The 23,823-nt window shown below is 67.9% G+C and carries 24 protein-coding genes and 1 pseudogene; 15 read left to right on the forward strand and 10 right to left on the reverse strand.

Translation table 11 applies throughout. The features are described from left to right. Positions 1-4: 4 nt before the first annotated feature. The 4 genes from C8K38_RS20010 to C8K38_RS20025 form a co-directional block, all read right to left on the reverse strand. Positions 5-982, reverse strand: coding sequence for an NAD(P)H-quinone oxidoreductase (locus tag C8K38_RS20010; protein WP_097213270.1), 978 nt, complete (start codon positions 980-982; stop codon positions 5-7). 101 nt (positions 983-1,083) lie between these two features. Continuing rightward, a complete protein-coding gene (locus C8K38_RS20015; RefSeq protein WP_099459059.1) occupies positions 1,084-2,517 on the reverse strand; it encodes an ATP-binding protein in 1,434 nt (477 codons plus the stop codon). After that, entirely contained in the window at positions 2,514-4,172 is a 1,659-nt protein-coding gene (locus tag C8K38_RS20020; protein WP_097213177.1) for an FAD-dependent oxidoreductase, read from the reverse strand. Before C8K38_RS20020 ends, C8K38_RS20015 begins: the two co-directional genes overlap by 4 nt. Positions 4,173-4,222: 50 nt before the next feature. Beyond that, positions 4,223-5,821, reverse strand: a complete 1,599-nt coding sequence (locus C8K38_RS20025; protein ID WP_097213178.1) for a Na+/H+ antiporter — start codon at positions 5,819-5,821, stop codon at positions 4,223-4,225. Between the two features lie 66 nt (positions 5,822-5,887). Here C8K38_RS20025 and C8K38_RS20030 point away from each other — a divergent pair, with 66 nt between their 5' ends. Beyond that, positions 5,888-6,217, forward strand: coding sequence for a UBP-type zinc finger domain-containing protein (locus C8K38_RS20030; RefSeq protein WP_097213179.1), 330 nt, complete (start codon positions 5,888-5,890; stop codon positions 6,215-6,217). Positions 6,218-6,408: 191 nt separating this feature from the next. Further along, entirely contained in the window at positions 6,409-6,888 is a 480-nt protein-coding gene (locus C8K38_RS20035) for a hypothetical protein (RefSeq protein ID WP_097213180.1), read from the forward strand. Positions 6,889-7,065: 177 nt separating this feature from the next. Here C8K38_RS20035 and C8K38_RS20040 read toward each other — a convergent pair whose 3' ends face one another. Beyond that, the gene (locus tag C8K38_RS20040) at positions 7,066-7,596 is read right to left on the reverse strand and encodes a DinB family protein (protein WP_097213271.1); all 531 of its coding nucleotides are present in this window, start codon (positions 7,594-7,596) and stop codon (positions 7,066-7,068) included. A 66-nt stretch (positions 7,597-7,662) separates the two neighbouring features. Continuing rightward, positions 7,663-8,562, reverse strand: a complete 900-nt coding sequence (locus tag C8K38_RS20045) for a helix-turn-helix domain-containing GNAT family N-acetyltransferase (protein ID WP_179800647.1) — start codon at positions 8,560-8,562, stop codon at positions 7,663-7,665. A gap of 101 nt (positions 8,563-8,663) precedes the next feature. Here C8K38_RS20045 and C8K38_RS20050 point away from each other — a divergent pair, with 101 nt between their 5' ends. Then, entirely contained in the window at positions 8,664-10,001 is a 1,338-nt protein-coding gene (locus tag C8K38_RS20050; protein ID WP_097213182.1) for an NAD(P)-binding domain-containing protein, read from the forward strand. A gap of 279 nt (positions 10,002-10,280) precedes the next feature. On the opposite strand, the pseudogene C8K38_RS20055 reads toward C8K38_RS20050, so the two are convergent. Then, positions 10,281-11,151: pseudogene (locus C8K38_RS20055) on the reverse strand (recombinase family protein). A 293-nt stretch (positions 11,152-11,444) separates the two neighbouring features. On the opposite strand from C8K38_RS20055, the gene C8K38_RS20060 reads away from it, so the two are divergent. Genes C8K38_RS20060 through C8K38_RS20070 form a run of 3 tightly spaced genes read left to right on the forward strand, consistent with a single transcriptional unit; the run spans position 11,445 to position 13,751 of the window. After that, positions 11,445-12,062, forward strand: coding sequence for a hypothetical protein (locus C8K38_RS20060; RefSeq protein WP_143548496.1), 618 nt, complete (start codon positions 11,445-11,447; stop codon positions 12,060-12,062). A 46-nt stretch (positions 12,063-12,108) separates the two neighbouring features. Further along, positions 12,109-12,798: an SdpA family antimicrobial peptide system protein gene (locus tag C8K38_RS20065; protein ID WP_179800648.1), complete on the forward strand. Its 690-nt coding sequence runs from the start codon at positions 12,109-12,111 to the stop codon at positions 12,796-12,798. Between the two features lie 32 nt (positions 12,799-12,830). Beyond that, positions 12,831-13,751, forward strand: coding sequence for a sporulation-delaying protein SdpB family protein (locus C8K38_RS20070; RefSeq protein ID WP_097213185.1), 921 nt, complete (start codon positions 12,831-12,833; stop codon positions 13,749-13,751). Here C8K38_RS20070 and C8K38_RS20075 read toward each other — a convergent pair. Next, entirely contained in the window at positions 13,738-14,355 is a 618-nt protein-coding gene (locus C8K38_RS20075) for a DUF3887 domain-containing protein (RefSeq protein ID WP_097213186.1), read from the reverse strand. The two genes, C8K38_RS20070 and C8K38_RS20075, sit on opposite strands and share 14 nt — an antisense overlap. Before the next feature lie 60 nt (positions 14,356-14,415). Here C8K38_RS20075 and C8K38_RS20080 point away from each other — a divergent pair, with 60 nt between their 5' ends. The 5 genes from C8K38_RS20080 (at position 14,416) to C8K38_RS20100 (ending at position 18,785) form a co-directional block, all read left to right on the forward strand. Beyond that, positions 14,416-15,138 (forward strand): hypothetical protein, encoded by a 723-nt coding sequence (locus tag C8K38_RS20080; RefSeq protein WP_257017636.1) that lies wholly within the window; start codon positions 14,416-14,418, stop codon positions 15,136-15,138. 180 nt (positions 15,139-15,318) lie between these two features. Further along, positions 15,319-16,245, forward strand: a complete 927-nt coding sequence (locus C8K38_RS20085; RefSeq protein ID WP_097213187.1) for an ATP-binding cassette domain-containing protein — start codon at positions 15,319-15,321, stop codon at positions 16,243-16,245. Further along, a complete protein-coding gene (locus C8K38_RS20090) occupies positions 16,242-17,054 on the forward strand; it encodes an ABC transporter permease (protein ID WP_097213188.1) in 813 nt (270 codons plus the stop codon). Before C8K38_RS20085 ends, C8K38_RS20090 begins: the two co-directional genes overlap by 4 nt. Positions 17,055-17,535: 481 nt before the next feature. Then, positions 17,536-18,162, forward strand: a complete 627-nt coding sequence (locus tag C8K38_RS20095) for a sigma-70 family RNA polymerase sigma factor (RefSeq protein WP_097213189.1) — start codon at positions 17,536-17,538, stop codon at positions 18,160-18,162. A gap of 443 nt (positions 18,163-18,605) precedes the next feature. Continuing rightward, positions 18,606-18,785 (forward strand): tautomerase family protein, encoded by a 180-nt coding sequence (locus C8K38_RS20100; protein ID WP_097213190.1) that lies wholly within the window; start codon positions 18,606-18,608, stop codon positions 18,783-18,785. A gap of 15 nt (positions 18,786-18,800) precedes the next feature. Here the strand turns inward: C8K38_RS20100 and C8K38_RS20105 are convergent, their stop codons facing one another. After that, positions 18,801-19,274, reverse strand: coding sequence for a MarR family winged helix-turn-helix transcriptional regulator (locus tag C8K38_RS20105; RefSeq protein WP_097213272.1), 474 nt, complete (start codon positions 19,272-19,274; stop codon positions 18,801-18,803). Between the two features lie 80 nt (positions 19,275-19,354). On the opposite strand from C8K38_RS20105, the gene C8K38_RS20110 reads away from it, so the two are divergent. Next, the gene (locus tag C8K38_RS20110; protein WP_097213191.1) at positions 19,355-20,137 is read left to right on the forward strand and encodes a dioxygenase family protein; all 783 of its coding nucleotides are present in this window, start codon (positions 19,355-19,357) and stop codon (positions 20,135-20,137) included. A gap of 6 nt (positions 20,138-20,143) precedes the next feature. Here the strand turns inward: C8K38_RS20110 and C8K38_RS20115 are convergent, their stop codons facing one another. Continuing rightward, positions 20,144-20,617 (reverse strand): peroxiredoxin, encoded by a 474-nt coding sequence (locus tag C8K38_RS20115; RefSeq protein ID WP_097213192.1) that lies wholly within the window; start codon positions 20,615-20,617, stop codon positions 20,144-20,146. An 81-nt stretch (positions 20,618-20,698) separates the two neighbouring features. On the opposite strand from C8K38_RS20115, the gene C8K38_RS20120 reads away from it, so the two are divergent. The 3 genes from C8K38_RS20120 to C8K38_RS20130 are packed head-to-tail and all read left to right on the forward strand — an operon-like array spanning position 20,699 to position 23,742. Then, positions 20,699-21,415: a hypothetical protein gene (locus C8K38_RS20120; protein ID WP_097213193.1), complete on the forward strand. Its 717-nt coding sequence runs from the start codon at positions 20,699-20,701 to the stop codon at positions 21,413-21,415. Positions 21,416-21,464: 49 nt separating this feature from the next. Further along, entirely contained in the window at positions 21,465-23,039 is a 1,575-nt protein-coding gene (locus C8K38_RS20125) for an anthranilate synthase component I (RefSeq protein ID WP_179800650.1), read from the forward strand. Beyond that, on the forward strand, positions 23,032-23,742 hold the full coding sequence (locus tag C8K38_RS20130) for a TIGR02234 family membrane protein (protein ID WP_097213195.1): 711 nt from the start codon (positions 23,032-23,034) through the stop codon (positions 23,740-23,742). Before C8K38_RS20125 ends, C8K38_RS20130 begins: the two co-directional genes overlap by 8 nt. Positions 23,743-23,823: the final 81 nt, after the last annotated feature.

The following is a 23,823-nucleotide window of genomic DNA, read 5'->3' on the forward strand; positions in this document are numbered from 1 at the left end:
TGGTTCACGGCGAGACGAGGACGACCTTGCCGAAGGCTCGGCCGCTGTACAGGAATTCGTGCGCCTCGGCGGCCAGGGGCATGGGTAGGACGGTGTCGACCACTGGGGCGATCACCCCTTGGTCGATCAGAGGCCACATGTACTTGCGGACCCGGGCGACGATGGCGGCCTTCTGGCCGGGTGGTCGGGAGCGTAGTGATGTTGTCGCCACGCTGGCACGCTTGCTGAACAGCAGTCCGAGGTCGAGTTCGGTGGGTGCGAGGGTTCCACCGATGATGACGAGATGTCCGTCAGGTCCGAGACATTCGAGGTTTTCCTGCAGATACGGCGCACCAGCGATGTCGAGGATCGCGTCGACGCCGCGGCCGTTGGTGGCGTCGAGCGCACGCGTCACGAAATCGTCGGTTCGATAGTTGACGGCGACGTCCGCACCGAGACGCATGACGGGGTCGAGCTTGGCGCGGTTTCCGACGGTGGTGATCACCCGGGCGCCGGATGCTTTGGCCCATTGGACGGCAATCGTCCCGATGCCGCCGCCGCCGCCGTGCACGAGAACCCACTGCCCAGGGCGCAGGTGGGCCTTGAGTGTCAGGTTGGCGTACGCCGTGCACGACGCCTCGGGCAGCGCCGCCGCGTGCGGAAAGTCCAGGCCGTCAGGGATGGGAAGCAGCTGGCGTGCCGGCACCACGGCCTGTTCGGCGTACCCGCCGCCGTTGAGCAGCGCGCAGACCCGATCGCCCTTCGACCACCCGATCACCCGATCGCCGACCCAGCGGATCGTGCCCGCGCACTCGAGGCCGAGAACGCGGGGTGCCCCGGTCGGGGCCGGATACCGGCCTTCGCGCTGGAGGAGGTCGGCCTGGTTGATCCCGGCGGCCCGGACGTCGACCACGACGTCGGACGGCGTCGGCTCGGCCAGTGCCGTCTCCCGCCACTTCAGCACCCCGGGAGGTCCCGGTTCGTCGAAGTCGATTCCTCGCATGTATCCACTGTCGACCAACCCGACCAGCAGGTCGAGCACATAGCTATCTCGGTGTCCCGGTCTGCTTCGCTGATGCGGGCGTTATGGCGCCACTCACGATCTCAGTCATCGTGGCCTCCCTCCGGGCCGGCGAGCGGAATGCGGACGACGAATTCGGTGTGTCCGGGCCGCGATTCCACGCGGATGTCGCCCCCATGTTTGTTGACGATCCGCCACGAGATGTCGAGTCCGAGCCCGGTACCTTCCCCGACCGGCTTCGTGGTGAAGAACGGCTCGAATATGCGGTCGCGGGCCTCGTCGGGGATGCCCGGTCCGGTGTCCCCGATGGCCACGCCCAGGCAGTCGCCGTCCCGGTAGGTGCGGATGGTGAGGGTGCCGCGGCCGCCCATCGCGTCCACCGCGTTGTCGATGAGGTTGGTCCAGACCTGGTTGAGTTCGGCGGCGTGCACGGGAACGTGGGGCAGGGCGCGGTCGTAGTCCTTGACCACGTCGATGTCGTGGCCGATCTTTCGGCTGAGCATGACCAGTGTGCTGTCGAGCAGTTCGTGCACATCCGAGACCTGGAATGGGGCGCGGTCCATCTGCGAGTACTGCTTGGCGGCGCCGACGAGCGAGGAGATCCGCTTGGTGGAGTCCGAGATCTCGTTCATCAACAGCTCGGTCTCGATGGTGTAGTTCAGCCAGGCGACGGCGCCCCCGAGGATGGACGGCGCGGTCGAGGCCGCGACCCGCTCGAGCCAGGCGACGTCGAGGCCGGCCTGCACGAAGGTCGGCGCGAGGTTCCACCCGCCGGCGATGCCGTGGTCGTCGAGCCACTCGCTCAATGCCTCTTCTCGGTCCGATTCCTCCAGCGGGCTCAGGGGCGGGGCCTTGGCGACCAGTCTCACGGCCTCCTCCTGGATCTCGATGAGCGCCTGGAGGGTGGCGGGTTCGTATGCCCCCGAGGCGATCATCCCCAGTTTGTGCCGCATGCCGGCGACCCGGTCCCGCAGCGAGTCCGTTGCCCGGACCGCGGCCGCGGCGGGGTTGTTGAGCTCGTGCGTGAGTCCGGCAGACAGGGATCCGAGCGCGAGCAGCCGCTCCCGTTGGTCGAGGATCTCGCGGGAGTTCTGGTTGCCGAAGAACAGCCCCTCCAGTAGATGAAGGGCCATCGGGAACCATTCCTCCATGAACCGCGCGAAGTCGCCGGCGTCCAGGACGAAGAAGGTGGAGCGCTCGGGGACGGTCATCGATGCGCTGTAGAGCTGCGGTACCCGGTCACCCATGTAGGCGGTCCACGCGCCCGAATACGAGCCGCGATGAGAGGTGCGCACCATCTCCACCTCGTGACCGCCCGAGAGTTTCGTGAGTACCACCGCGCCCTCGATGAGTACGTAGAAGCAGGTGGCCGGGTCGCCCTCGCGGTAGACCGGGCCCGGCTCGAGCACCTCGAGTCGCCCGGCGCGGCTCAGCTGCCCGAGTTGTTCGTCGTCGAGCTTCTCGAACAGGAACAGCGTCCGCAGTTCCTCTGCCGTAACCGCTCGTTCGGCGGTCACGGCTTGGCCAGGTATCGGTGCACGAGCATCACTGCCATTGCTCCCTCTCCCACCGCGGACGCGACCCGTTTCGCGGAGTCCGAGCGCACGTCCCCGGCCGCGAAGACCCCGGGCACGCTGGTCTCCAGGTGCTGGGGCATACGCTCGAGTTCCCAGCCGCGCGGCCGTTTGCCGTCGACGACCAGGTCCGGACCGGAGACGACGTACCCGTGGTCGTCGCGCACCACGACGCCGTCGAGCCAGTCGGTACGCGGCGCCGCGCCGATGAACAGGAAGAGCCAGTGCGCGTCGACGGTCTCGGTGCGGCCCGTGGTGTTGTCGCGCAACGTGATCCGCTCCAGATGGTCGTCACCCTCGACGCCAACCACCTCCGCGCAGGCCCGGACCGCGATCCTCGGGTTCTGTTTGATCTGCTGGATCAGGTAGTGCGACATGGAGTCGTCCAGCGAGCGGGCCCGCACCACGATCGTCACCGAGCGCGCACCCCTGGCGAGATAGACGGCTGCCTGACCGGCCGAGTTCGCGCCGCCGACGATGTACACGTCCTGGTCGCTGCACCGCGCGGCCTCCGTCACCGCGGATCCGTAATACACCCCGCGGCCGGTGAACTCGCCCAGTCCGGGGACCGACAGCTGCCGGTAGGAGACCCCGGTCGCCAGGATCACGGTGTGTGCGTCGAGCGACGCGCCGTCGGCGAAGCGGACCGTGCGCGCGGACCCGTTCACCTCCAACGCGACGACGTCCCGGGTGGTGATCACCTCGGCGCCGAACTTGGCGGCCTGCCTGCGGGCCCGGTCGGCCAGCTGGGCGCCGGACAGGCCATCCGGGAATCCCAGGTAGTTCTCGATCCGGGAACTCTGCCCGGCCTGCCCACCGGTGGCGGTGCGTTCGATCAGGACGGTGCGTAGACCCTCGGACGCCCCGTACACGGCCGCGCCGAGCCCGGCCGGTCCGCCGCCGATGACTACGAGGTCGTAGAAGTCCGATGCGGGGGTGGTGGCCAGTCCGACGTGATGCGCCAGCTCCGAGTCGCTCGGCTCCACCAGGGCATGCCCGGCGCATGTGATCACCACGGGCAGACACATGCCGTCGGCCCCCGCGGCCTCGAGCAGACGCTGACCCTCCGGTTCGTCGGACATGTACCACCGGTAGGGGAGCTGGTTGCGCGCCAGGAACTCCCGTACCTCCGAGGACCGCGCCGACCACCGGTGCCCGACCACCTTGGTCTCGGTCACCGGCTTGCGATCGGAGGTCACCCAGGCGTCGAGCAGGGCGTCGAGCACCGGGTACAGCTTCTCCTCGGGCGGATCCCACGGCTTGAGCAGGTAGTGATCGAGATCGACGACGTTGATCGCGTCGATCGCGGCATCGGTGTCGGCATAGGCGGTGAGCAACACACGCTTTGCCGCGGGATACAGGTCCATGCCCTGTTCGAGGAACTCGATGCCGCTCATGCTCGGCATCCGGTAGTCGGCGAGCAGGACGGCGACCGGGTCGCCGCGCAGCTTCATCTCCTTGAGCGCGGCCAGTGCCTCCTCGCCGGACTGCGCCCGGATGATCCGGTACTTCTCGCCGTAATTGCGGCGTAGGTCCCTGACGATGGCGCGGGACACGCTCGGATCGTCATCGACGCTGAGAATTGCCGGCTGTACCATCGGTCTCCCATTCGCGGCTGCCGTTCGCCAAACCGCCTTCCAGTATGGTCCTACTCCCGGTTCAGGGTTGCCTCCTCGAGGTCGAGTTCGCGCAACACCTGGCGCAATACCTCGTCGTCAATTCGTCCGTTGTCACGCTCCGCGACGAACACGCCTCGCTCTGTATCCAGCATCTGCAGGCGCAGTGCGCGGAATGCGGCGGATGGGCTTTCGCCCAACTCGGCTTCGCTGCGCCCGAGCCGCTCCCATGCCGCGTGGGCGCGGTGCTCGCTCCACGTGCGCAGGATCTCTGCGGCCCGCTCACGGACGGCGGCGGGGTCCCCGTCGGCGTTTGCGACGAGACTGTCGAGCAACTCCGTCGCGGCCCGTGCGGCCTTGTCCTGCGCAGCGGCCAGTGACAGCGCGTCCTTACGGCGCTCTTCCTCGTTGTCGACCCCCAGTCTGGTGATCAGCCACGGCAGGGTCAGCCCGTGCAGGAGGAGGGTTCCGACCACGACAGCGAAGGTGATGAACAGGATCATGTCGCGCCCGGGGAAGGGGGCGCCCGAATTGACGGTGAGGGGAATCGCGAAGGCCGCGGCCAGCGAGACCACCCCGCGCATGCCGGACCACGCGACCACGAACACCCCGCGGGGAGGCGGCGCCGGCTCCCGCTCGCGGATCCGCACCGATAGCAGACGGGGGAGGTAGGTCGCGGGGTAGACCCACAGCAGTCGGACGGCGATCACGGCGGCGAGCACGGCAATGGACGCTCCGATGACTTCGGCGACACTGCGGCCGTGGAGCCCCTGGACGACGCTCGGCAGTTGCAGCCCGATCAGCAGGAAGACGAACGACTCGAGGACTACGTCGACGGCCTTCCACACCGCGGTGTCTTGCAGGCGGGTCGCGTATCCGGCGCGGGTCGACCGCTGGCCCAGGTACAGGCCGGCGACAACGACCGCGATGACCCCGGAACCGTGCACTTCCTCGGCCGCCAGGTAGGCGACGAAGGGAACCACGAGCCCGATGGCACTCTCCATCACCGGGTCCGTGAGCCTCGAACGGATCACGGCGACGACGATCCCGACCCCGAGGCCTATCAGCGTGCCGCCGACCGCGGCACCGAGGAAGGTGCGCACTCCCTCCAGCAGGGTCACACCGGTTCCGACCGCCGCGGCGAGCGCGACACGGTAGGCGGTGAGCGCCGTCGCGTCGTTGAGCAGGCTTTCGCCGCCGAGCAGTGTCATGATCCGTCGGGGCAGGCCGAGGCGTCGTCCGATCGCGCTGGCGGACACCGCATCCGGCGGAGCCACGACCGCCCCGAGTACCAGCGCGGCGGCGAGGGGAAACTCGGGAATGCTGAGGTACGCGACGACCCCGACGACGGCGGTGGTGGCCAGCGGCAACCCGACCGCGAGGAGCCCGATTGCACGCGCATTGCGGCGCAACGCCAGCGAGGAACTGTCGAGTGCGGCCGAGTAGAGCAGCGGCGGTAGCACCGCGAACATCACGAGATCGGGGTCGAGCGCGGTGTCGGGAAGTCCGGGGATCTGCGACCCGGCCAGTCCGACCGGCACCAGCAGCAGCGGTGCCGACCAGTTCAAGCGGCGCGCGAGGGCGGCGGTGAGCAGCGCCGCCACCGCGACGGCGAGCAGGGCCACGTTCACGGCGGTCTCCGTCCCAGCGGTCGGATGTGTGGATATCCCACCCTGCAGCATGCAGGATGAGAGGTGATGAAGAGAGTTCTCCGGCGCGCGGCCGACCACATTCGTGTCGGATCCCCGGATCCGGCCGCGGCCGAGTCCTGCGACGAACTCGCGGCGGCGACCGGGCCGGACCCAGAGCCGCGCACACCCGGCCTCTGCGAGGAATGCACGGCGCTCGGCGAACAGAACTGGGCGCACCTGCGGATGTGCCTCACCTGCGGGCACGTCGGGTGCTGCGACTCGAGCCCTCACCGGCACGCGACCGCGCATTTCGACCAAACCGGACACCCCGTCATGCGATCGCACGAGCCCGGCGAGTCATGGCGGTGGTGCTACCAGCACGCCGAGATGGGCTGACCCTGTGGGAGCACAGTGACCTACCTGCCGCTGCGTTGCTCCAGGGCGGTCGCCGCGGGGGCCGGGTATCGAGAAGCGTTTGCCCTCGATCAGCTCTCTTTCGCGATGTTCGCGCGAGTGGTGTGCTGGAGGTGTCAAACCCCCCGGCTCTTCGGGACCGGAGCGGATCATCCAAGTGTCAGGAAGCGGCCATGACCACGATCCATCTCCACCAGACGACCACCGCGACGCCCGAGCAGGTCCTAGCAGGCCTCACCGACTTCGGGCCGGGTCGCGAGGAAATCTTCGGCAACAGCGCAGACAGTTACCTCAAGGTGCACCACGAAGGCCCCCACGATGCCGATGTCACGGAGGGGTCGAACGGTATCTGGGAAACTCTGCACTACGACTGGACCGACCCCCATCACGTCGTGATGACGACAACGGACTCCAACCTGTGGGGTGGTGCCTCGGGCCACATCTACACCATCACACAGCAGCCCACGGGTGAGACCGAGGTGGATGCGGTCATCGTCCGCGACGGCAAGAACCTCAGGGGACGGCTTCTCGCGGGTGTGCTCGGAGTCTTCGGCACCCGCGTCCTGGGAAAGCCGTTCAGGAAGTCCGTCGAGGCGATCGAAGCTCGCAACGGCGGCGCGACCGGAAAGAACACGCAGACGCGAGACCGGTGAACTAACGCCGCCCGTTGGTTCGTTCGGGCCAGATATGACCGCGTGGTGTTCGTCGTCGGAAGGCGTCAATCAGGTTCGCGGACAGAAACTTTGAAGATACCGACCGTGGAAATACTCGCGTGACCAACTCGAGAATCACCGGTTGCGCAGGGAGATCGAAACGAGATGAGGCCACGCTCATCCGAGCGCGAGCTGGCGCCGATGGAAGTCGAAATGCTCTCCCGGGTACCGGTACACCTGCTCGAGGGTCATGTAGTCGGCGAAGAACGGATCCCAGCGGGTCGGGAAGTGCATGCCGCGACGGAGGTCGGCCTCTGACTCGTTCCAGAGGCGATGCTCGAGCGAAGCGATGACTCGATCGCATTGCCGCCCCATCCGCTGACGATCGAACACCCGTGCCGCCAAGCATGATCCCCGGTAGTTGACCTCGTCGAACACTGGCGTTGTAGCGTTGAGCGCCCGCGCGAAGAGTCGACTCACGCTCTCGGGTAGTCGCGAGAACACCCAGATCACGACGAGCAGCCGACGAACGACCATGTAGCCGAACACCATGTGAAACAGCAGCTGCTCGTTGGTCCACCGAGTTCCCGTCGAGAGTCGGTCGAGGTCATCGTCGCCCGCGCCTTCGACGAGTTTGTGTAGCGATACCCGCCGCCACTCGAGGTCCGCGGCAATGGCGGCGCGATCCACCGGTGTCTGTCTGGTCATCACGGGTGCCTGCTCCGACGTGGGGAACCCCCGTTCATCATTGTCCCGCCCACGCAGCGACGGGGGCTACCGGTCGGACGATTGAGTTGGTGCGCCTAGCTGTCCGGCGGCGGAACGGCGCTCGAGGAAGACGGTGTCGCGCCACTGTCCGTCGAGTTGGGCGATTCGTTCGCGTACACCGATGGTCCGGAATCCGGCGGAGTGGTGCAGAGCGATGGAAGCACGGTTCTCCGGGAAGATCGAGGTCTGCAGAGTCCACAGGTCGTCGTAGTCGGCGGCGATGACCTGGGTCCGCAGCAGCGCCTTGCCGACCCCGCGGCCGCGCATGCCCTCGGCGACATACACCGAATTCTCGGCGACCCCGCGGTAGCAGTCCCGGGTCGAGACCGGGCTCAGTGCGGCCCAGCCGACCACGGCGCCGTCGATCTCGGCGACCCAACGGTGACCGGACAGCCACTGCTCGTCCAGAGCCTCCCGCTCGGGAACTTCGGTGGCAAAGGTCGCGATTCGGGTCGCGATGCCCTCGGCATAGATCCGGCGCACCGCGTCCCAGTCGTCGTCGCCCATCGCACGGATTGTGACGTCGGCGGGCGGATCATCTGGGCAGCACGGCCGCGGCGGGAGGACGCCCATGACTACGTCCGCGGCCTGCGGCAGGCCGGTGCAGCACGAGGGATTCACCACGACGACGGTGCTGGTGCCGTCCTTGTGAACGTTGACGAACCCGACGTCGGCGAGCTTGCGGACGTGATGCGACACGGTCGGCTGACCGACCCCGAGCGATTCGGCCAACTCGCCGACCGTGATCCCTGCCGGGTGGCTTGCGACCTGGTGCAGCAGCCGCACCCGCGTCGGGTCGGCAAGGCAGGCGAACCAGCCGGCGTAGGTCGACGCATCTTCGAGGGCCAGCGCGTCTGCCCCGGCTGGGCGGGCGGTCAGTACGACCGGCATCTCCAGGGAAGTCATGCCCTCACTATATCGATCAACGTCGATGGTTGTCTTCATCGATGGGCGTCGATATAGTCGAATCAGGTTCGATCGATGATCGTCGATGAAAGGAAGTTGTGATGACTGACCTGCCCGTGGTTGTTGTAGGCGCCGGACCAATCGGCCTGGCTGCGGCCTCAGAGTTGCGCGAGCGCGGCCTCACGCCGCTCGTGTTCGAGCGAGGCTCCAGCGCCGGCTCGGCCGTCGCGCAGTGGAACCACGTCCGACTGTTCTCCCAGTGGTCGGAGCTGGTGGACCCGGCAGCGAGGCGTCTGCTCGAAGAGACCGGATGGACTGCCCCTGAGGCCGAGACTTTCCCAACGGGACGGCAGTGGGCGAGTGCATACCTTGTCCCGCTGGCTGCTGCGCTTGGGGACGTGGTGAAGCTGAACACCGAGGTCCTCGGGGTGGCACGTCGCGGCCGCGACCGGGTCGTCGACGCCGGCTGCGATGGCGAGCCGCTGTCCGTGCATATCCGCCGCGCCGACGGATCCGAGGACCGGGTCCTCGCCAGCGCAGTGATCGACGCGACCGGCACTTGGGGGTCACCGAACCCGCTCGGCGGTGAGGGTTTGCCCGCCCTCGGAGAGCACGCTGCCGTGGCCCAGATCGAGTACCGCGTCCCCGACCTCGATGACGCGAAGGTTCGCGCCGACCACGCGGGCAAACACACAGTGGTCGCCGGCGCCGGCCACTCGGCTCTGACCGCGATCGTGGCGCTCTCGGCGCTAGCTGCCGAGGCGCCCGGCACCCGAATTACCTGGGCGGTGCGGCGCGGCGATGTCGGATCCACATTCGGCGGCGGCGAGGCCGATCAACTTCCGGCTCGCGGGGCGCTGGGGCTGCGGGCGAAGAAGGCCGTCGACGACGGGGTACTGCAGGTGGTGACCGGGTTCCGGACCGCCACCGTCGAATCCAACGGCGCGGGGCCGGTGGCGATGGTCGCCGATGGCGGGCAGCGTATCGAGGACGTCGATCGCGTCGTGGCGCTGACCGGGTTCCGCCCGGACCTGTCGTGGCTCTCGGAGATCCGTCGCGGGCTCGACCCGGTTCTGCAGGCCCCGGTCGAGTTGGCGCCGCTGATCGACCCGAACGTGCACTCCTGTGGCACGGTCTACCCGCACGGCGTCCGCGAGCTCAGCCACCCCGAACCGGATGTCTACCTGGTGGGCATGAAGAGCTACGGCCGTGCCCCGACGTTCCTCGCGATGACCGGTTACGAGCAGGTTCGAAGCATCGCCGCGCACCTCGCCGGTGACGAAGAGGCCGCGCACCGGGTCGAGCTGCCCCTGCCCGAGACCGGAGTCTGTGGCGGTGCGGGAGTGTTCGACGAGCCCGACACCGCGGCGGCCGAGGGTGGTTGCTGCGCCGCGCCCGAGTCCGAACTGGTGACCCTCGCTCCCGTCACCGGTCAGTAGTCGGCGTGACCGAGACGACGACGGCCCCACCGCAGACCGAGACGCTCGACAAGGGCGGCCTGCGGCGGGTGCTGGCCACGCTGTGCCTGACCGAGATCACCTGCTGGGGGATCCTCTACTAGGGGGCCGGCCGGAGTACGGCCGAAACGGGCCGCGTCCCCTGATCGGTGCCAGGCTGTGGCCGATCCGGCGGGGGCCGCTGATGATGTTGTCGGTGTCTTGGCTTGAACTTGAAGGTGGGCACGCCCATGATCTCGGCGGCGTCCCCAGGTACGGGTGTCACCTGTTGTGGCGACCGCAGACCAGTTCAGGGTTTGTCGTCCATCCGTGACCGTCGAGCCATGTCAGGACCGGCTTTGGCAGCTCGTCACTGGCGGCGCCGGTCACCAGGGGGCCGTCTCCGCAACGGCTGCAGCTGACGGTCAGGACGTGTCCGTGCGGCTGGCAGCTGACGCAATGATGCTGCTCGTGGACCCGGTTCTGCTCATCGAGGTGCAACCAGAGGATCGCGAGGTCGTCGCGCTGCGGAATGGCCTCGGCGCGGGTGGCGGGCCGGTGCCCGCAGGTCGGGCAGACCAAGTCCGCGGATTGCGTCTGCGCGACGGAAGACTTTGACGCGGAATCTCTCTCGCCCGGGCTGGCTGCGTCGGCGGTGACCGTCTCGGGTGCCCGGGGCGGTAGGTGCCGGTAGAGGGTGGAGCGGGTCAGCCCGGTCTTCGCGGTGATCTCCGCGACGGTGGCGCCGGCGTCGCGCAGCTGGGCGGCGTAGGCGAGCTGGGCGGCCCGCTCGATCGCGTAGGTCCGTTCCATCTGCCCGAACAGTGCCAGCAGCGCCACCGCCAGCTGGGCCATCGGATCGTCCGGGTTCGTCGAGTCGATCCGGATCGGGTCGGCCAGGTTCCGGATCCCGACGCCGCGCTCGCGTAGGTCGTGTATCAGGTTCAACGTGTCGCGTACGGTCCTGCCGAGCCGGTCGAGGGTGTGCACGACGATGACATCGCCGTCGCGCGCGTAGCGCAGCAGTGTGCCCAGTCCGGGACGGTCGGTGGTGGCCCCGGACTTCTTTGTCCACGTAGACGTTCGCCGGGTCGATCCCCGCCGCGGTCAGCGCGTCGATCTGCCGCTCGAGGTCCTGCTTGTTCGTCGACACCCGCGCGTACCCAAGCTCTACACAGAGGATCGTATCGAAAGTTTGTTCCGTACGGGAATTCTGACATGCAGAAGTGGAACTAACTTATGAGACGCTGCGACCTGGGGTAGTCCGCTCCGATGAGCCCGGGTCATGACCGTCTCACTTCCGAGGAACTGAGACGATCGACGTACGCGTCGTGTCTTCGGTTGGGGCGAAATGCGCTGCGTGCGTGTTCCAGTGGTGTTAGCTTGCTGAACGGTATTCCTCGCGTCGCATCGGGGCGGCGCGATACCTGGCTATCGGGGGGTCGAATGGCTGGCAAGGCTCGTTCACTGAAGGTTTGGTCGGCGTGTGGCGCAACGGCGATCGCGGCCGTTGCGGGCGTGACATTTTCGGCCGGGAACTCGGCGTCGTCAGCTCATCCGACACCAGAGCCACAGATGACGCGGATCGCGGGCACTGCGGACGACGGCAAGACCATCTTCAACGCCGTCGCATTCGCAAAGGGTCCGCTCACGAGCCTCATCTTCAAAGGCCAGGAACAGGGTGGTCCAATCCCTGTCACCGCGCAGCAGCTCGCTGCCTCCGACGCCGTCGTTGAGGCAATCAATTCCACCTCGCCGGGATACTTCTCCGCCTTCTCCACGAAGATGCGATCCGGCAACCCATTGGTGGTCCAAGCTGCGCTCGACAGTGCCAGCGCTGAGCTCGGATCGCAGGGAGTCACGCCGTTGACGACCGTCACTCCCAACGGCGTCCAGATCGATACGAACCTGTACCTCAACTCGAATGCGGCCTGGAATGTGAACGCCGCCCTCGACACGAACCTTGCATGGAATCAGAACGCCGTCTTCGCTGGTAGCAGTGGCGGCGGCGTGGCACCGCTACAGGCAATCGCTGAGCTCACTCAAGTACTGAAGAACGCATAGCAACGCTCGAGCATCCATGCCTTCAGCAGGCCCCGGGAGCGGCGTGGTGAGCGGCCGATCGGACGAGCACGACGACGAGCGCTTGCAGACTACCGATCCCGAGCACGCATCGCTTGTCCCAGCGGCAGCGTCGACTGATGCCCAAGATCGATCCGAGGACCGGAATCCCAACCAATTGGTTGCGATACCGCGCAAGGTCCTCCTTGCCCTCGCCGCGCCACTGCTTCTCATAGCCCTGTACGTGATCCAGGTACAGCTGCCCCATGGTGTTGCAGCCCTCCCCGGGGCGAGCTCGCCCGTAGCGACGGGAATGGCCCATCTGTTTCCGCAGGGATGGGCCTTCTTCACGCGGTCGCCGCAGGAAGAGTCTTTCGGAGCATTCTCAGACCGGGACGGGCAGTTAGTGCCTCTCGATGAGACACCGCACTCCAGCGTCGGAAACGCCCTGGGCCTGGACAGAGAATCGCGCAAGCAGGTCGCGGAACTGACCCTGATACTGCACGACATCAAGGACTCGGAGTGGACGAAGTGCCAGGTCGAGTCCGCCGATTCGTGCCGACAGTTCATAACGGAGAAGACCTACCAGGTGCACAACACACAGCCCGCCCCGTTGTACTGCGGCAGCGTCGTCGTGATCGGAAGAACACTCGCCCCGTGGGCATACCGAAATCTCCTGAGCGACAGCCTCGTCGACGAACGCGGAATTGGATTGGACATCACGTGCGATCCGCACTGAGTCAGTGGTTGAACGCACCGTTGAGTGTCCGGATGCCGTGGTCGAACACCTACGGATTGGCGAGGGCACTGCTCGCCATGACCCCGCTCCTCACCCTGCTGTTCACCCCCACCTCAGACCTCTTCTTCCCGACGGTCGGCAATCCGCAGTCGGTCCAATGCGACAGCGTGGCGAAGATCGGACTGTTCTGCGTGGGCGGCGCGGGAGACCTCGAGCTCAAGCGCTGGATCGCCATCTCGATTCTCGCCGCGGTGGTAGTCGGGTGGCGTCCGTGCGTGACCGCCATCCCGCACTGGTACGTGGCCTTCAGCGTGTTCTCGAATAGTTCGATTGTTGATGGCGGAGACCAGATTTCCGCGATCGTGGCACTGCTCCTGATTCCGCTCCTGCTGACGGACCGCCGCCGTTGGCACTGGCAACGAATGGAAGTAGATGCCGCCCCGGATTCGATGCGACAGTGGCTTCGCGTCGCCGTGGGAGCACTGAGCATCGCGGTGATCCAGCTGCAAGTCTCGTGGCTCTACCTCCAAAGCGGCATCGCGAAACTCAGCCACAGTGAGTGGATAACCGGCCAGGCAATGTACTACTGGTTCCGCCACCCCGAGTTCGGTTCGCCGGGCTGGTCGGCACCGCTGTCGTATGCGATCACGAACCACCCGGCCCTCCTCGCTCTGACGACGTGGCTGCCGATCGCGCTCGAGGTTGCACTGGGGATCAGTCTCTTGCTGCCGCGGGGGTTCAAGAAGCCGCTGCTGGTCCTCGGATTCTCACTTCATCTGCTGATAGGTATCAACATGGGGCTGTGGAGTTTCGCCCTGTCGATGTGGGGATGCCTGCTCATCCTCCTCGTGCCAGTCGGCGCGGATCTGTCGTGGATCACCCGCTGGCGAGTACCCGACAGCAAACCGGGCGAGCGCGAAGTGTCCGGCCGCCGACGACTCAGTGCTGCTTGACGAAATCGGGGTTGAGGAAGAACAGACCCGTGATCTTGCCATCTCGCTGAAACGCGACGCGGCCCACGAGTTCGCCGGCCTCGAACCTGAGCGGGATGTCGACCACCGTGTAGTCGCCCTGGCGCCGGACGGTTGGGGTGCCGGCACCGTCGTACTCGCCTACCTGGGAGATTGCTTGCGCCCAGTTGTTGGCGAGGGTGTCTGTTGGCAGCTTCTCGGTCATCGTCTCGTCGAAGTCGGCACCAGCGGCCTCGAACTGCGAGGTCGTGATCAGATCGAACAGATCGAGTGCGCGCGCCTCGGCGCCGGGCAATGTGGTCTTGTCCATGGGCTGTCCCGTCCTTGGATCGAGTGGGTGACCGAACCTCTGAAACGCCCCCTGGCGTGATATCCCCATCAGATCACCGATCTGCTGCCACGTGCAGCCCGTTCGGCGTGCCTCGTCAACGGCTAAGGCCAAGAGGCCCTCGGCCCGGGACCGAATGTCAATGGCCCCCTGTACCAGCAATATCGGGTGCGAGGCCGCTCCTTGCAGCTCTTCGGCCGCTTGACCGAGAGTCCGAAGAAGTCTCGCGATTCGCTCGGGATCTTCACTGCTACCCATGTTGTAAAGCTAACGTTTACGCCTTGCGGTGTCAATTAAAAGTTGACACCCTCTGCGGCGTTGGTCGAACGATACGACTGGCGGGCAACCTATGTCGTCCTCGCAGCAATCCTCGCCGCAGTCACCATCCCCGCCCACTTTCTGGGCTTGCGCGGCCAGTGGCCAGACCCACCCCGGCATCCAGGCACTTCCGCGGTCGATCACCGCGACGCCTCCCGCAGCCGGGCATTCACCGCCCTGGTGATCGCGCTGAGCCTGGCCGCATTCGCCGCATTCGCCGCCGTGTTCAACCTCGTGCCACTGCTCATCGAACAATGCTTCAGCCCCGGCCTCGCCGCACTGACCCTCGGACTAGGCGGAGCCGGACAGGTCCTCGGACGTATCGGCTACCTGCCGATCGCCGCGCACACCGGCCCCCGCGGCCGAGCCGTCGCGATCATCGCAGCAACCGCCATGACGACCGCACTGCTCGGCCTGGTAGGCGGGGTGATCGCTCTCATCGGCGTCGCGATCGGCGCCGGGTTGGTCCGCGGCGTCTTCACCCTCGTCCAAGCCACCGCCATCACCGACAGGTGGGGAGCAATGCACTACGGCCGACTCAACGGGCTCATGACCGCGCCGATCGTCATCGTCATGGCGCTCGCACCCTGGGCAGGGACCGCGCTGTCCTCGTGGACCGGTAGCTACGCCCGCACCTACCTCGTCCTCGGCGCGATTGCCCTCCTCGCCGCGGTGTTCGCCGCCGCCAGCATGCCCCGCCGAACCGCCGAAGCCGCAACCTGACCACCGGAACCCGCGTTCGATCCACGTGATTCGGCGGCGGGTGCGTCCAATTCGCGGCTGGTTCGTCTGAGGAAGCGAACTCCTATCCACCACCGGGTGGGAGCACACCTTCCGAGAGGAACCTCCGATGACCACCCACCTGTCCGCCCGCCCCGCCGGAGACCACCGTGGGGGTGTGCGATGAGCGCCCCGGCCGTCGTGGTCGAGGATCTGCACGTCGCCTACGGCAAAACATGGGCCCTCGACGGCGTCGACCTGGAAGCTGCCATTGGGACGACGCTCGGGGTGCTCGGCCACAACGGTGCCGGCAAGACGACCCTGATCCGGACGTTGACCACCCTGGTGCGGCCCACCATCGGCCGCGTTCAGATCGAGGGCCTCGACGTGGTCGGTGACGCCATCGCGGTGCGTCGCCGGATCGGGGTGACCGGCCAATACGCCGGACTCGACGAATTCCTCACCGCCCGGGAGAACCTGGAGCTGATCGGCCGCCTGACCGGGCTGCGGCGCACCGCCCGCGCCCAGGCCGACGCGCTGATCGACCGGCTCGGGTTGCACGAATACGCGACCCGGCGGGTCGGGGAACTCTCCGGAGGTTCGCGCCGCCGGATCGATCTTGCCGTCAGTCTCGTCGGGTCCCCGTCAGTGCTGTTCCTGGACGAGCCGACCACGGGCCTGGACCCCCTCGCCCGCGCCGGACTGTGGGACGTCGTGGACGAGCTCACCGCCGCGGGCGCCACCGTCGTGCTCACCACCCAGTACCTCGAGGAAGCCGACCGGCTCGCCGACCACATCGTGGTTCTGAGTCGAGGCAGGGTCGCCGCCCGCGGCACCCCCACACAGCTGAAACGGATTGTCGGCGGCAAGGTACTCAGCGCCACCATCCCCGCCGGCCAGCTCGCCGATCTGCCGTTCATCCCGGATGCCAATCGGGTCGACGGCGACCGGGCTCGGGTGTCGGTCACCGTTGACGATGCCACCGCCGCGACCGCACTGGTTTCCGACCTGCACCGCAGCGGCATCGAGATCACCGACCTCGACGTGACCTCCCCGAGCCTCGACGACGTCTTCACCCACCTCGCCCACACCCCCGGAGCACACCGATGACCACCACCACGCCTTCGATCGAGCGTCCCCGGATCGGGGACCAGCTCGCCGCCCTCACCGTCCGGAACCTGCGCACCAGCGCCCGAGTCCCGCAGTTGCTGATGTTCTCGCTGACCATGCCGATGGCAATGCTGGTGCTGTTCAGCCAGGTATTCCGCAGCGTCGCCGCCGGACCGGGTTTCCCGGCCGGGACCAGCTACATCGTCGTCTTCCTCACCCCAGCGATGCTCGCCGTCTCCACCGTGATGGCCGGCACCAACGCCGGTGTCTCCGCCGCGATCGATCACACCAACGGCCTGCACGACCGCTTCGCGGCCCTGCCCATGCGGGCGGCGCTGCCGGGGGTTGCTCGCACCATCAACGAGGCCGTATTCACCCTCGCCCGGGCTGCGCTGCTCGGAATCGCTGCCGTCGCATTGGGTTTCGAGTTCTACGGAACCGCGATGGATGCTGTCGCCGCGGTCGTGGTGCTGGTGACGCTGGCCGCGGCGATGAGCGCCCTGTTCGGGTTGATCGGGGACCGGCTTCGCCGCCCGGACGTGGTCCAGTTCGCCGGGATGATGGTGATGATGCCGCTGATGTTCATCTCGAGTGCGTTCGCGCCGCTCGAGACCATGCCCGGCTGGATGCAGGCCATGGCGACGGTGAATCCGGTCGCGCACGCCACCGACGCCCTGCGCGGACACGTGCTCGGCACCGCCACCGCCGGAGACACCGTCGCCGCCCTGGTCGCCGCGATCGGGTTGTGGGTCGCGGTCACCGCGGTCCCCGTCCTCATTCGACTGATTCGGTCGCCACGCGTCCGCTGAACGACGACACGCCCGCCCTTCCTTCCACCTCCGCACGGAAAAGACGGGCGGGTTCTTCGTGTGCGCTGTCCGTCCGGACCCCCGGCACTCTTGTGGCCCCTATCCGGTGGAGAGAGGTAGGGGCCAGGAGAGCGCTGTGGTCAGCGGATGCGCCCGGTGCGGGCGTCGGCGGCGCTCATGCGGCGGCGTCGAGCAGATGCAGTTCCTCCGCCACGATCAGATCGACCTCTTCGCTGGTCAGATCCGACAACAGATGTGTCGTCAGCATCGCTCACACCTCCTCATCACGCTTCTACTGGTACGTCGAACCGGAGAATCCGGAATCAACATCGACACCCATACAGACGAGGCACCCCCAATTCGGACGCAGAGTGCGTCCCATCGCGGTCACCGCCGTCGGTACCTCCGCGAGGACCCTGAATTCAGGGGTCGCGACCCCGCCGCCATGCGGGGATGCTGGAGACGGAGAGGAACCAGGATCATGAGCGAGGACACGGCCACCACCACGGCACCCCAACCGGAGTCAGCTGATCTCGACCAACTCTGGCGCCGCTTCTCTAGCGACTTGCGGGCCTTCATCGCCCGCCGGGTCTCGCGGCCCCAGGACGCCGACGACATTCTGTCGATCGTGTTCCTGCGGATGGCCAAGAGCCTCGACAACCTCCGCGAGCAGGACCGCCTCCTGGGCTGGATGTATGCGATCACCCGAAACGCGATCACCGACTACTACCGGTCGGCGCCACGTCGCCGCGAGCTGACCGTCGACAGCGTTCCCGACAATCCTCCCGACGGCGAGCCGGACGCCGACGAGGCGGCGGAGAAAGAACTCGCCTCCTGTCTGGTGCCGATGCTGTCGGCGCTACCAGCCGAGCAGGCCGCGGCGGTGAAGATGGTCGACCTCGACGCCCGAACTCACGCCGCGGCCGCCGACGAGGCGGGAATCTCGGTGTCCGGGATGAAATCCCGAGTCCAACGCGGCCGCGCCGCCCTCCAGGCCCAATTGCACGCCTGCTGTCAGATCAGCCAGGACCGGACCGGCCACGTGCACGATTACCAGCCCCGCAGCGGATCGTGCGCCTGCGGAGCCACCTCACCCGCGGACCAGTAGACAGGCATACCCGCACGAGATCGGCGACCGGACGACCGCGAGGTCACGGGCAAGACGACGGCGCGGTGTGAGCCCATTCGCTCGCACCGCGCCGCATCTTGCCCTGAGGGCTACTGGCAGCCGCATCCACCGCCGGCGGTCGCCGCCGGACCGCAGCACGTCGACTTCTCGCTGTGGTCGCAGCAGGTGGCCTGTCGTTCGGTGCTGCAACATGTGGGCGCCGCAGCCTGGGATGTCGCGTCTGTTCGATCCGTCGTTGGGGACTCGAAATCGTTGGGGTTGGTCATCGTGACTCCTCGATCCGTGGGGATGGGCATCAGATCAGACGGAGGAGATCGAGAATGGACGCACTAGCCGAGGCTCGGCCTGTTCTTCTGGGGTGGGTACGCACCCTTGAATCACGGGTAGGAAGCGCTGAATAGGCCTGTGGCACAGTTCTTCCTATGCCACTCATTCAGATCAGCCAGACACCCGGACTCACCACCGAACAGAAGAAGGCGACCATCGAGGCCGTCACCAAGGCATACGCCGAGGCCACTGGGAAGAACCCCGCGCAGGTGTGGGTCACCCTCACCGACGTGCCGCGGGAGAACTGGGGCGTCGGCGGCGTCCCGCTGGATTGATCGAGCGGCCCGCCCTCAGGCCTGGCCGTTGCCCGCGGCGAGGCCGCGGTCGAGCTGCGCGACCATCGCCGTGCCGAGGGTGAGGAGCTCGCGCACCTGCCGCTCGTCCAGCCCGTCGAACAGCAGCGCCTGCACCGTCTCGGCGTGGCCGGGCGCCGCCTCGACGACCTTCTGATAGCCGGTGTCGGTGAGTACGGCCAGAGATCCGCGGGCGCCGATGATGCTCTCGCGGCGCACCCAGCCGACCTTCTCCAGCTTGGTCACCACGTGCGAGAGCCTGGAGAGCGAGGCATTCGCCGCATTCGCCAGCGCGCTCAGCTGCAGCCGGCGGTTCGGTTCCTCGGAGAGTGCCGAGAGCACGAAGTACTCGAAGTGCGTCAGCCCGGAGTCGCGCTGCAGCTGGGTGTCCAGCGCCGCGGGCATACGGGTCATCACGTTGACCAGCTCGCGCCAGGCCTGCTGCTGCTCCGCGCTCAACCACCGCGTCATCGCGACCTCCATCGGAAATATTCGTCGTGCTGCTACGTTGATTTCTCAAGATACTTGAAGCTTCAATGTTAGGAGTCTTTATGAGCGATTACGCTATGCCAGCGCTCTACCTCAGCCACGGCGCCCCTCCGCTTGTCGACGACGATCTCTGGGTCTCCCAGCTCGGGGCCTGGTCGAGCCGGCTGCCGCGCCCGACCGCGATCCTGGTGGTCTCCGCGCACTGGGAGTCGGCTCCGCTCACCATCGGCTCCACCGCCACCGGGACCCCGCTGATCTATGACTTCGGTGGGTTCCCCCGCAAGTACTACGAGGCGACCTACTGTTCGCCCGGCGCCCCCGAGCTCGCCCGGCAGGTCGCCGCGCTGATGCCGGACAACGAGCCGGTCGCGCATCAGGAGAGCCGCGGCCTCGACCACGGCGCGTACGTGCCGCTCAGCGTCATGTACCCCGACGCCGATGTCCCGGTGCTGCAGATCTCGCTGCCCACCCTCGACCCCGAGCGGCTGATGCACCTGGGCGAACGACTGCGTCCGCTGCGCGAACAGGGCGTGCTCATCGTCGGATCCGGATTCACCACCCACGGACTGCCGTTTCTGCGCGATCCGTCGCCCACCGCGCAGGCGCCCGGCTGGTCAGCCGAGTTCGACGCCTGGGCGGGGGAGCGCTTCGCGGCCGCCGATGTGGACGCGCTGATCGACTTCCGCGCCAAGGCGCCCGGGATGCCCTACGCGCACCCGACCATCGAGCACTTCGCCCCGTTGTTCGTCACGCTCGGTGCGTCCAGCGACCCCGAGCAGGTGCCCTCGCAGGTGATCGACGGGTTCTGGATGGGCCTGGCCAAGCGCTCCATCCAGGTCGCGTAGGAGGGCTCAGTTCTCCCGCGCGGTGTTGCGGCTGCGCAGGAACTCCAGGGCCTGGTCGCCGTGGGTGTTCGCGCGCAGCTCGCTCGCGATCACCTTGAGCACCGTCCGGTCCGTGTCGATCACGAAGGTGGTGCGCTTGACCGGCGACAGCTTCGCGAGCAGCCCGCGACGCACGCCGAACTGCTCGGCCACCACGCCGCCGACGTCGGCGAGCAGCGGGTAATCGAAGGACTGCGCCGCCGCGAACGAGGCCTGCTTGTCGACGGTGTCTGTGCTGATCCCGGCGCGCGACGCGCCGACCGCGGCGAACTCGCCCGCCAGATCGCGGAAGTGGCAGGCCTCGGCCGTGCACACGGGGGTGGAGGCGGCGGGGTAGAAAAAGAGCACGAGGGGCCCGTCCGCGACCAGTCCGCTCAGGGTCCGGACGGTGCCGTCCTGGTCCGGGAGCGAGAAGTCGGGGGCCTGCTGTCCGGTCTGCATTCGGGTGAGGCTACAACGTGCGCTGCCCGGCTCCTCGGGACTAGCCTGCGTGCGGCGGACGACAGGGACACGGGGGAGCCGATGCGGAGGGTGGTGCGGGGCTTCTGGGGTCCTCGGCGCGAGTCGGTCGATGCGCTCGCCACACGCTGGATGACAACCCTGGACCAGCTCGCGCTGATGCTCCCTGCGGCAGGTCCACCGTGTGGGCCGGGCGAGCCGTGGAACTGGCGGCACATCCACGGGTCCGGCCCCGAGACCGACCTCCCGGCGGACCGGGATTCGCTGCTGGTGGCCCTGCGCGCAGCACAATCGGCCGACGACTGGTCGGACGTCGTCGGCATCGGACTGCGGCTTGCCACCGCGGGCGAGCCGCGCTGGGAGGTGGAGGTCAGCGCACTGGCGGGCGGCGCCCCGGAGTTCCTGCTGCAGTCGATCGTGATCGCGGTCGATGCCCCTGTCGAGGCCGCGGTGCCCGAGGTCGACCTTCTCGCGGCCGTCGCGCGGGCGTGGGAGCCGGACTTCGGCGACGTGACCGACGACGACGTGCTCGACGCTCTGGAGGACTCGGGTTTCACGATCGGCGATCCGGTCGTCGGACGTCTCGGCTACCTCTCCGCCGGCCGCGCGGCGGTGTTGCCGGACGACGTCCAGGCGGCGCACGAGAGCTCGACCGGGGGAGTGCTGATGCGCATCGCGGCACCGGGGGAGGTCGGCGACGTGGTCAGGGCCTACCGACGATTGCGCGAAGCGGGCGCACTCGAGCCGCTGGCCCGACCGATGGACCGGTCCGCATTGTAGGCGGGGCCACCACCTGTCCCCGGTCGCTCCGCCTGCGATGATGGACGGTATGTCCGGCGAGTCAACCACCGTCCAGCCCGCAGTCGCCGTCGCCGATGCGGATGACCACACCACCACCAGGGCGCAGTTCCGTGCCCTCGCGGCCGACCATCGAGTCGTCCCGGTGACGCGAAAGGTGCTGGCGGACTCCGAAACCCCGCTGTCTGCGTACCGCAAACTCGCGGGCGACCGGCCCGGCACCTTCCTGCTGGAGTCCGCGGAGAACGGCCGCTCGTGGTCGCGCTGGTCGTTCATCGGCGCAGGCAGCCCCGCCGCACTGACCGTCGTCGACGGGCAGGCCGGCTGGCTCGGCAACGTCCCGGCCGGCGCGCCGTCGGGCGGCGACCCGATCGCCGCCCTCGGACAGACCCTGGAACTGCTGCGCACCGAACGGCTGCCCGGCCTGCCCCCGCTCACCGGCGGCATGGTCGGCTTCCTCGGCTACGACATCATCCGCAGGCTCGAGCGGCTGCCCAGCCACGCGACCGACGACCTGCAGATCCCCGAGATGGTGATGCTGCTTGCCACCGACCTGGCCGCCGTCGACCACCACGAGGGCGCCATCACGCTCATCGCCAACGCCGTCAACTGGAACGGCACCGACGAGCGGGTCGACGAGGCATACGACGACGCCGTCGCCCGGCTCGACGCGATGACCCACGCGCTCACCGCGCCCGCGCCGTCCACCGTGTCCACCTACGCCAAGACCACCCCCGACTACCGCCGCCAGCGCACCACCGAGGGCTTCGGGGCCGACGTGAAGCGCCTGATCTCGGAGATCGAGGCAGGCGAGGCGTTCCAGGTGGTGCTCTCGCAGCGCTTCGAGATGGACACCGACGCCGACCCGTTCGACGTGTACCGGATGCTGCGCGCGTCCAACCCGAGCCCGTACATGTACCTGGTGCACGTCCCCGGCGAGGACGGCGAGACCGCCTTCTCCATCGTCGGCTCGAGCCCGGAGGCCCTGGTCACCGTGAGCGAGGGCGTGGCGACCACCCACCCGATCGCGGGCACCCGCTGGCGCGGCGCCACCGAGGAGGACGACATCCTCCTCGAGAAGGACCTGCTCGCGGACGAGAAGGAGAACTCCGAGCACCTGATGCTCGTGGACCTGGGTCGCAACGACCTCGGCCGGGTGTGCGAGCCGGGCACCGTCAAGGTGCACGACTACCGGCACATCGAGCGCTACAGCCACGTCATGCACCTGGTCTCGACGGTCACCGGCCGGCTGGCCGAGGGCATGCACGCGCTGGACGCCGTCACGGCCTGCTTCCCGGCAGGCACCCTCTCCGGGGCGCCGAAGGTGCGTGCGATGGAGCTGATCGACGAACTCGAGCCGACCCGCCGCGGCATCTACGGGGGAATCGTCGGATACCTCGACTTCGCGGGCGACGCCGACACCGCGATCGCGATCCGGACCGCGCTGATCAAGGACGGCACGGCCTATGTGCAGGCCGGTGCCGGCGTCGTGGCCGACTCGGACCCCGTCTACGAGGACACCGAGGCGAAGAACAAGGCGATGGCGGTGCTCAGCGCGATCGCGGCGGCGGGCACGCTCCGGGCCGTGGGCGGCACCGATGACTGAGCAGGAACCGGACCGGGACCCGGCCGCCGCGCCCGCAAGGGGGCGGGCGTCCGCGGCCGCCGTGCCGGTGCTGCTGCTCGCGGTCGCGGCGCTGTGCCTGTGGGCGTCCTCGCGGATGACCTGGGTGCGGGTGGAGTCGTTCGACGGCCTCGGTGGGGCCCGCACCAGCGAACTGATCGGCGGCACCTGGGCGGCCGCGACGACGCCGCTGGCCCTGACGCTGGTCGCGGCCATCGCCGCCTCCTTCGCCGTGCGCGGCTGGGCCCTGCGGGTGGTCGGGCTGCTGGTCGCGCTGGTCGCGGTCGCGGCGATCGTGCCGGCCGCGTCCCTGCTGATAGGCGGTGTCGACGACGACAAGGCCGGACGGCTCGCCGAGCTGCCCGGCCGCGCGGAGGTCACCGCGACCGAGGCCTTCACCCTGCCTGCGGTCCTCGTGCTGCTGGGTGGGGTCACGGCCCTCGTCGCCGCGGTCGCGCTGATCCGCAAGGCGGGCGCGAGTGCCGGGCTGTCGTCGAAGTACGCTGCCCCCGCCGCCCGCAGGGAAGAGGCGGGCAACCGCGCGGCGACCTCGAAGGAACCGCTCAGCGAGCGAATGCTCTGGGACGCACTGGACGCGGGGGAGGACCCGACCACGGGCGACGTGGCCGGGCCAAACGACCAGGACGGACCCGAGCCTGCCGGAGGCACAGACACCCGCCGTTAGTCAATATGGTGGCGCCCTCTAGGCTTGCCCAATCCGATGAGGTTGCTCACACGGCAACGGCCCAGAAAGGACTCGGGACAC

This window comes from Rhodococcus sp. OK611, from assembly GCF_003050885.1.
Classification (GTDB): domain Bacteria; phylum Actinomycetota; class Actinomycetes; order Mycobacteriales; family Mycobacteriaceae; genus Rhodococcus_G; species Rhodococcus_G oryzae.

What these genes read in the sequence shown, in the direction of transcription:
- C8K38_RS20010 (WP_097213270.1), bottom strand. Translation starts at nt 982, where the DNA reads ATGCGAGGAATCGACTTCGACGAACCGGGACCTCCCGGGGTGCTGAAG.
- C8K38_RS20020 (WP_097213177.1), bottom strand. Translation starts at nt 4,172, where the DNA reads ATGGTACAGCCGGCAATTCTCAGCGTCGATGACGATCCGAGCGTGTCC.
- C8K38_RS20030 (WP_097213179.1), top strand. Translation starts at nt 5,888, where the DNA reads ATGAAGAGAGTTCTCCGGCGCGCGGCCGACCACATTCGTGTCGGATCC.
- C8K38_RS20035 (WP_097213180.1), top strand. Translation starts at nt 6,409, where the DNA reads ATGACCACGATCCATCTCCACCAGACGACCACCGCGACGCCCGAGCAG.
- C8K38_RS20040 (WP_097213271.1), bottom strand. Translation starts at nt 7,596, where the DNA reads ATGACCAGACAGACACCGGTGGATCGCGCCGCCATTGCCGCGGACCTC.
- C8K38_RS20045 (WP_179800647.1), bottom strand. Translation starts at nt 8,562, where the DNA reads ATGACTTCCCTGGAGATGCCGGTCGTACTGACCGCCCGCCCAGCCGGG.
- C8K38_RS20050 (WP_097213182.1), top strand. Translation starts at nt 8,664, where the DNA reads ATGACTGACCTGCCCGTGGTTGTTGTAGGCGCCGGACCAATCGGCCTG.
- C8K38_RS20060 (WP_143548496.1), top strand. Translation starts at nt 11,445, where the DNA reads ATGGCTGGCAAGGCTCGTTCACTGAAGGTTTGGTCGGCGTGTGGCGCA.
- C8K38_RS20070 (WP_097213185.1), top strand. Translation starts at nt 12,831, where the DNA reads ATGCCGTGGTCGAACACCTACGGATTGGCGAGGGCACTGCTCGCCATG.
- C8K38_RS20075 (WP_097213186.1), bottom strand. Translation starts at nt 14,355, where the DNA reads ATGGGTAGCAGTGAAGATCCCGAGCGAATCGCGAGACTTCTTCGGACT.
- C8K38_RS20085 (WP_097213187.1), top strand. Translation starts at nt 15,319, where the DNA reads ATGAGCGCCCCGGCCGTCGTGGTCGAGGATCTGCACGTCGCCTACGGC.
- C8K38_RS20090 (WP_097213188.1), top strand. Translation starts at nt 16,242, where the DNA reads ATGACCACCACCACGCCTTCGATCGAGCGTCCCCGGATCGGGGACCAG.
- C8K38_RS20095 (WP_097213189.1), top strand. Translation starts at nt 17,536, where the DNA reads ATGAGCGAGGACACGGCCACCACCACGGCACCCCAACCGGAGTCAGCT.
- C8K38_RS20100 (WP_097213190.1), top strand. Translation starts at nt 18,606, where the DNA reads ATGCCACTCATTCAGATCAGCCAGACACCCGGACTCACCACCGAACAG.
- C8K38_RS20105 (WP_097213272.1), bottom strand. Translation starts at nt 19,274, where the DNA reads ATGACGCGGTGGTTGAGCGCGGAGCAGCAGCAGGCCTGGCGCGAGCTG.
- C8K38_RS20110 (WP_097213191.1), top strand. Translation starts at nt 19,355, where the DNA reads ATGAGCGATTACGCTATGCCAGCGCTCTACCTCAGCCACGGCGCCCCT.
- C8K38_RS20115 (WP_097213192.1), bottom strand. Translation starts at nt 20,617, where the DNA reads ATGCAGACCGGACAGCAGGCCCCCGACTTCTCGCTCCCGGACCAGGAC.
- C8K38_RS20120 (WP_097213193.1), top strand. Translation starts at nt 20,699, where the DNA reads ATGCGGAGGGTGGTGCGGGGCTTCTGGGGTCCTCGGCGCGAGTCGGTC.
- C8K38_RS20125 (WP_179800650.1), top strand. Translation starts at nt 21,465, where the DNA reads ATGTCCGGCGAGTCAACCACCGTCCAGCCCGCAGTCGCCGTCGCCGAT.
- C8K38_RS20130 (WP_097213195.1), top strand. Translation starts at nt 23,032, where the DNA reads ATGACTGAGCAGGAACCGGACCGGGACCCGGCCGCCGCGCCCGCAAGG.